This window comes from Streptococcus dentapri, assembly GCF_042649885.1.
GTDB classification, from domain to species: domain Bacteria; phylum Bacillota; class Bacilli; order Lactobacillales; family Streptococcaceae; genus Streptococcus; species Streptococcus dentapri.
Genome location: NZ_JBHSAC010000047.1, coordinates 1 through 4,813 on the forward strand (window position 1 = coordinate 1; position 4,813 = coordinate 4,813).

General features: G+C 46.6%; 5 protein-coding genes and 1 pseudogene. All 6 read left to right on the forward strand.

Annotation, left to right across the window (positions count from 1 at the left end; all coding sequences use genetic code 11):
- Positions 1–2,514, forward strand: a 2,514-nt coding sequence (gene essC, locus ACFOSE_RS05425; protein ID WP_380431392.1) for a type VII secretion protein EssC, incomplete at its 5' end; no start/stop codon positions are given.
- A gap of 13 nt (positions 2,515–2,527) precedes the next feature.
- Positions 2,528–3,070 (forward strand): hypothetical protein, encoded by a 543-nt coding sequence (locus ACFOSE_RS05430; protein WP_380431393.1) that lies wholly within the window; start codon positions 2,528–2,530, stop codon positions 3,068–3,070.
- Between the two features lie 26 nt (positions 3,071–3,096).
- The gene (locus tag ACFOSE_RS05435) at positions 3,097–3,495 is read left to right on the forward strand and encodes a hypothetical protein (RefSeq protein ID WP_380431395.1); all 399 of its coding nucleotides are present in this window, start codon (positions 3,097–3,099) and stop codon (positions 3,493–3,495) included.
- A gap of 39 nt (positions 3,496–3,534) precedes the next feature.
- Entirely contained in the window at positions 3,535–3,885 is a 351-nt protein-coding gene (locus tag ACFOSE_RS05440) for a hypothetical protein (RefSeq protein ID WP_380431397.1), read from the forward strand.
- The gene (locus ACFOSE_RS05445; protein ID WP_380431399.1) at positions 3,882–4,547 is read left to right on the forward strand and encodes a hypothetical protein; all 666 of its coding nucleotides are present in this window, start codon (positions 3,882–3,884) and stop codon (positions 4,545–4,547) included. The genes ACFOSE_RS05440 and ACFOSE_RS05445 overlap by 4 nt, the downstream gene beginning before the upstream one ends.
- A 15-nt stretch (positions 4,548–4,562) precedes the next feature.
- Positions 4,563–4,813, forward strand: a pseudogene (locus ACFOSE_RS05450) (hypothetical protein); the annotation flags it as partial.

Sequence of the window (4,813 nt, forward strand, 5' to 3'; positions counted from 1 at the left end):
ATGGCCGTTCCCTTGGGCTTGCGCGGCAGTGACGATTATGTTATGCTGGATTTGCATGAGCGCTCGCACGGGCCGCACGGCCTGATCGCAGGGACCACCGGTTCAGGGAAGTCCGAGCTGATCCAGTCTTATCTCCTATCCTTGGCGGTCAATTTCCACCCTTATGATGTGGCCTTTCTCTTGATCGACTATAAGGGTGGGGGCATGGCCAACCTCTTTAAGGCCCTGCCCCATGTCCTTGGGACCATTACCAATCTGGACGGCAACCAGTCCATGCGGGCCTTGGCCTCGATTCGGGCCGAGAATGAGCGGCGTCAGCGCCTCTTTAACGCGGCTGGGGTCAATCACATCCATGCCTATCAGAAGAAATACAAGCAGGGGGAGGTTTCAGAGCCCTTGCCGCATTTGATCATCATCAGTGATGAGTTTGCGGAGCTTAAGAAGGAGCAGCCGGACTTTATCACGCAGCTGGTCTCGACGGCTCGGATTGGCCGGTCTTTAGGGGTTAACCTGATTCTAGCGACGCAGAAACCCTCAGGGGTGGTGGATGATCAGATCTGGTCCAACTCCAACTTTCGGATTGCGCTTAAGGTGGCGGACCGGGCCGACTCTCAGGAGATGTTACATACCCCAGATGCGGCCGCGATCCAGTTAGCTGGCCGGGCTTATCTGCAGGTTGGGAACAATGAGGTCTATGAGCTCTTCCAGAGTGCCTGGTCGGGAGCGGATTACCAGTTGGATAAGGAGGAGCAGGGGATTGAGGCCCATACGATTTATGGGATCAATGCCTTGGGTCAGTATGAGGCGCTCAATCAGGATCTGTCAGGCCTGGATGAAGCAACCGATATCCGTGAAGTCCCAACAGAGCTGGACGTTGTGGTCCAGCATATCGAGCAGGTAGCCAAAGACAGACAGATCACCCAGCTGGCCCAGCCTTGGCTGCCGCCGCTGAAAGAGAGGATTTATCTCTCTGAAATTTCTCTTGCGCAGAGAAATTGGGAGCTGCCGCCTAAGTATCAAATTACTTTTGGAATTGTCGATATTCCAAGCCAGCAGGCACAGGATAAGGCCAGACATGATTTTGACGCCTTAGGGCATTTGGCCCTCTTTTCAGGTCCGGCTATGGGGAAAACAACTTTTCTTCAAACAGCCGTCATGGACCTTGTTAGACATAATACCCCTGATGACCTCCATCTCTATCTCTTAGATTTTGGGGCAAATGGCTTGTTACCCTTGCTTAAGTTGCCACACTCAGCCGATATTATCTATACCGATGATCTGGCTAAAATCCAGAAATTTGCGGAGCGTATGATGGGATTAATACGTGAACGCAAGTCCCTGTTTGCCGGTGAGCTGGTCGCGACAATCTCTGCTTATGAAGAGAGTACCAATCAACATCTGCCAAGAATTTTTATCGTTGTTGATAATTATGAAGGCATTCATGATAATTCGGCTGAAGAACTGCTTGACCGTTTGATGGTCACTGTTTCACGTGACGGTGCTAGCCTGGGCATTTATATTCTTCTCTCAACTGGTCGAAGCGGAGGGCTAAAGACACAGATCCAAGCCAATATCAAGACACGTCTGGCCCTCAGACTGACGGATCAGAATGAGACACAGACCCTCATTGGGAAAAATCGTATCAATATGGAGGATATCCCAGGACGCGGTTTGATCAAAGTAGGGACTCCTGAGGTTTTCCAAGCCGCTCTTCCTGTTGACGGGACGGATGATCTAGCGATTCTCACTCATCTTCGTGATGAAGTTGAAGAAATGGCCCACGCCTGGACAGGAAAGAGACCGTTAGGTATTCCAATAGTGCCTGATATTTTGCCTGTAGCCGATTTTATCAATCGAAATCAAACCCAGGCGCAGCTTCAAAACGGTGCGCTTCCACTTGGATTAGAGTACGACAATGTTTCTAGCCTTGCGATTGCTAAAGACCGCCTCAGCCATCTCCATGTGCTTTGGGAAAAACAAACGGTGCGCAACCTTGTCTTTGAACATCTCTATCATATGGTAGCGGCCCGGCCGTCTAAAGATGCCGTGATTGCCTTTGACTTGGCTGAAGTCTACGATGCCACTTATGAATGGACAGAATACTACGACAATAATGATATTGACAGTTTCAAGAAGGGCTTTGAAACACTCAAACAGACGATTTTGACGGATCGACATACTGGCCGCTACGAGGATAGATTTGTCTTTATTACGGACCTCTCCCAACTGCTAGAAGTTACTTCCTTGCAGGCAAATGATTTTGCCATGTTGTATGAAGAAGGCGATAAAGTGGGTGTTCACTTCATTTACGGGACAGCTAGACTGTTTGTTTCGCGCCGCGATCAAATTCAACTATACCTTGAACAACGCCAAGGCGATGCTATCATTGCGATGAAGGTATCTGACCAAAACTTTTATAAGAAATCCAGCAATAAAGGCGAACGCTTCTTAGATAATGACCAAGTTTATTATCACCACCAAGATGAACAAACCCTCATCAAAATTACTAAATAAAGGAGATTGAGCTATGAATAAGCTCCAAGACCAGACCAAAGATTCTTATCAAGACCAGATTCAGGAAATTGCCAGATACCGTCTCAGACGTCTTTGGACAGCAGCAGGGATTGTACCTTTTGTGATACTTTACATGATCTTCCTTGTCATGATGAATACTGGCAATGTTGCCCAAACCAATATTAGACAATTCACTTATGTCGGCCTTGGTTTAATCCTCTCTTTCCAATTTCTTTTTGTTATGCCTTATATGGGGAAGTTAGCTAAGATGACCCAGGCCTATCCCCATTGGAAAGAGGATCTTAGAGAGAAGGTCACATTATCCTCAATGGAAGTTTTGAAGTACTTCTTGCCTGGCATAGGGGCTAGTCTGATTTTGGTCATAGCCTTTGTCAATTTTTATCAGCCCAATAGCCGACCCAAGACGACTGACGATTATCAGGTACCAAGACATTCTGTTTCGTATGATCCCCATTCCAGTGAGAAAGAAGACATGCTGGATGACTTACACTCATCTTCGGAGTCTTCTGAAGCATCCCAATCCGCTTCTGAATAGTGAATAGTTAAGGAGGTAAAGCAGCAATGAGTGACAGTGCACTAAAAGAAAAAATTTATGCCAATAATACCAAAAAGAAACAGTATGAAAAAGTTTGCAATGCGATTCTTGAGAATGGCTTAGCCAGTCAAAATGACTTATCGGATGCCAATAATCTGATTGATAAATGTAAGGACTATATCGAGAAGATAGATGGCAATGATGGCTATGGCTACTTATCGAAGTTCAGAGACAAACTGGATACGCAAAAAAAGACCATAAAAAAATACCGCGATTTTGTTCGGGATTCTAATAAAGCTTTCGTCACGATGTACAAGGACCTGACAGATGAGATCAGTTCACTGGAATCGGCCATTGAATCGGATAGAAGCAGCTACAATAAAGGAAAGAGCTTTGGTGATCAGATTCATTGGTGGAATCTCTAGTCATACCATTTGGCTTAAGAAAGAGAAAGGACGGCTAATATGAGCAGTGTAATGAATGACAATATAAACTCCAGCGGCGGTGAGTGGGGATCTTCAAAAGATACGATCACTTACGAGGATGGCAATATCGGAACGGTTCAAAGTGCGATTAGTACGGCTTTAACGGCTCTGACTGATATGGAAACCTTTATCACGGAAGCCAAAGGCTATGATGTGACATGGAAAGGTAAGGCCAAAGACGCTTATGAGGATTTGATGACCTTCATCGTAAAATATCGCAAGGAATTTAAGGGGGCTTTAGATGACCTCAAGGATACCGTTGACGGCTTAGAGAAGTTGCTCAATGATATCCCAAGTGCCAATGTATTAAAGGAGATTGATAACGCATGACAAAACCTTTAACTAAAGCAGGACTTTATGCGCTCATGCTCATGAATGACAATTCGAATGACATTCCCTTTTTGCCCTTGGAGGCAGAAGCAGGCGAGAGCCGCAAAGAGCTCTTGACGCGGACACTTGAGCAAGGTTATGAGGACTTGAAAGAAGCTGGCTACCTCAATGGGGCAGATCCGACAGAAGCCTTTGTCACCCTAGGGTATTGTCTGTCAGAGTACAGCCGGGTCACTTATCATATTCAGATTGACGATGATTTATTCTGTGCTCCCCAGGTTGATGCGCCCAAGCGCATGTGTGTCCTGATCTCAAAGACATCGGAAGACACCTACCATGTGGAGTATGTTCCGACGATTATCGTCCTTGCCCTTCTCATAGGCCGGCATGAGGCCCTTCAAGGGATTGACGGTTATATGAAGAACTACCTTCGGTCTCATTGGTCCATTTATGCCTATATGCGGTTTTTCACCTATTATGGCGATAAGCCGGCGCTGCGTTTACAAACAGAGCAGCTGGGGTATATCATACAGGATCATATTCTGGTGAAATCAGACCAGAGCGGTCTTCTGGCCTATGATGTGATGGGTGAAAGGCTTCGCTCCCTTTCTTCCGAGGAATTTAAAGCTGAGCTTGTCCAGCAGCTCAAAGTAGTTTTATAGAAAAGGGGGGTCTCAATGGCAAGTGAAACGATCTCAATTGATCTCAATAGTCAGGAATCCCTGATCGTGGCTCTGGGCAATGTGGTAACTCAGGCGACGACGGTCCAGACCCAGCTCTCAAACATTGAGAGCTCACTCAAGGGGATTTCCAGCCAGGGCTTGGCGCATGATTACATTATAGATGACAAGGATTTTCAGATCTATATCCTGCGGGCCCAGGAACTTCAGACCTTATCGGAAGTGCTGCACCAACATGCCATGGATAC

Bases quoted from the DNA above. Each gene is read 5' to 3' on its own strand.
- ACFOSE_RS05440 (WP_380431397.1), top strand. From the start codon at position 3,535: ATGAGCAGTGTAATGAATGACAATATAAACTCCAGCGGCGGTGAGTGG.
- ACFOSE_RS05445 (WP_380431399.1), top strand. From the start codon at position 3,882: ATGACAAAACCTTTAACTAAAGCAGGACTTTATGCGCTCATGCTCATG.
- ACFOSE_RS05430 (WP_380431393.1), top strand. From the start codon at position 2,528: ATGAATAAGCTCCAAGACCAGACCAAAGATTCTTATCAAGACCAGATT.
- ACFOSE_RS05435 (WP_380431395.1), top strand. From the start codon at position 3,097: ATGAGTGACAGTGCACTAAAAGAAAAAATTTATGCCAATAATACCAAA.